This window comes from Streptomyces sp. NPDC051105, from assembly GCF_040682795.1.
Lineage (GTDB): Bacteria > Actinomycetota > Actinomycetes > Streptomycetales > Streptomycetaceae > Streptomyces.
In genome coordinates this window covers 1-1,522 of sequence record NZ_JBFBBR010000069.1, presented here as the reverse complement: position 1 = coordinate 1,522, position 1,522 = coordinate 1, and the positions used below count along the sequence as shown (strand labels likewise).

Annotated in this window: 1 protein-coding gene and 1 pseudogene; both read left to right on the top strand. The window is 31.6% G+C overall.

The genetic code is table 11. The features are described from left to right. A pseudogene (locus tag AB0N16_RS41760) lies at positions 1-318 on the top strand (hypothetical protein); the annotation flags it as partial. Next, entirely contained in the window at positions 315-1,268 is a 954-nt protein-coding gene (pyrF, locus tag AB0N16_RS41755) for an orotidine-5'-phosphate decarboxylase (protein ID WP_012579076.1), read from the top strand. The pseudogene AB0N16_RS41760 and the gene pyrF, both read left to right, overlap by 4 nt. The last annotated feature ends 254 nt before the right edge of the window (positions 1,269-1,522 follow it).

Genomic DNA, 1,522 nt, shown 5'->3' with positions numbered 1-1,522 from the left:
TACTTATACAGTTCACTAGCGTTCTTTAAAGCTCGTGGGATAGACTACAAAGAAATTCTAATGATTAATAAAGGTGTTCCTACTCCAGATGTTACAGTGTTTTTAGATGTTCCTCCAGAGCGTGCTTTAGAGAGAGTTCGTCAAAGGGATGGAGAAGATATAAAGTATGAAGAAAAAAATGAGTTAGTATTTAACCAAGTAAGACAAAATTTTCTTGATGTTTTACCTAAAAATGCTTTACTTGTTGATTCAACTGTAGGGATTGACAAAGTTCATCAAATAATAACTAATTTTGTAAGCGAGGTAATGGATAAATGATGTTTTCTGATAGATATATACAAAAAGTAGTCAATACAAAATCTCATCTATGTGTTGGGTTAGATCCCATTTTAGAGAATTTTCCTAGCTATATTTTAAAAAAGGCAGAGAGCATCTATGGAAAGACCCCTAGAGGAGCAGGCTACGCTATTTTTGAATTTAATAAAATGATTATTGATATAGTGGCAGATAAAGTTCCAGCTGTAAAACCTCAACTTGCTTACTATGAGAAGTATGATTATTATGGAATAGAAGCTTTTTGGAAAACTGTGGATTATGCTAAGAAAAAGAGACTTATCGTTATTGCGGATGCTAAGAGAGGAGATATCGGAAGTACTTCTCAGGCATATGCAGAAACTTTTTATAAGAATACAGCTGATGAGTGGAGCTCTACTTTATCTGTAGATGCAGTAACAATTAATCCATACTTGGGAAGTGATGGATTAGACCCATTTATAAAATTAGGAGAAGAAAATGATAAGGGCTCTATTATTTTAGTGAAAACAAGCAATCCTTCTTCAGGAGAATTGCAAGATAAAATACTGGATTCTGAAAATAAAACTATCTCTGAAGTTGTATGTGATTATATTATTAAAAGCACGAATAAAGTTGGGAATTATGGATTTTCAGATATTGGAGCTGTCATTGGAGCAACATATCCCGAAGATTTAACTAAGTATAGGAGACTCTTACCAAAAACCTTATTTCTAATCCCAGGAGTTGGTTATCAAGGAGGAGATGTGAAACTATTAGACGCAGCGTTTGATAATAATGGTTTAGGAGCCATCATAACATGTTCAAGAGCAATTGATTATGCTTATAAAGATACAGGTTTATCAGAGCAAGAAGTAAAGAATTCTATTTTAGAGGCAGTTGACTATTATAATGGATTAATAAATAAAGCTTTGATAAAATCTAAAAAGGTTTATTGGGAGAGGGAGAAAAATTGAAAAAAATATATTAGAGTCAATTTTAATAAAAAATGAAGTTGCTCTTAAAGAAGTTATCACAAAAATAGACTCCCCCTCTTCAAATAATGATGTAGGAACGCTTTTTTATACATCATTTTTTGAAAATTTAGGTAATAAAAATTCTGATATTGACATTTATGGACCAATGTCAAATATTTAGACACAAAATGAGCTATATTTTCTTAAAATAATTTTCTTCTTTCTGATTTGGAGTTAAACCCTTGTTGGCGGAA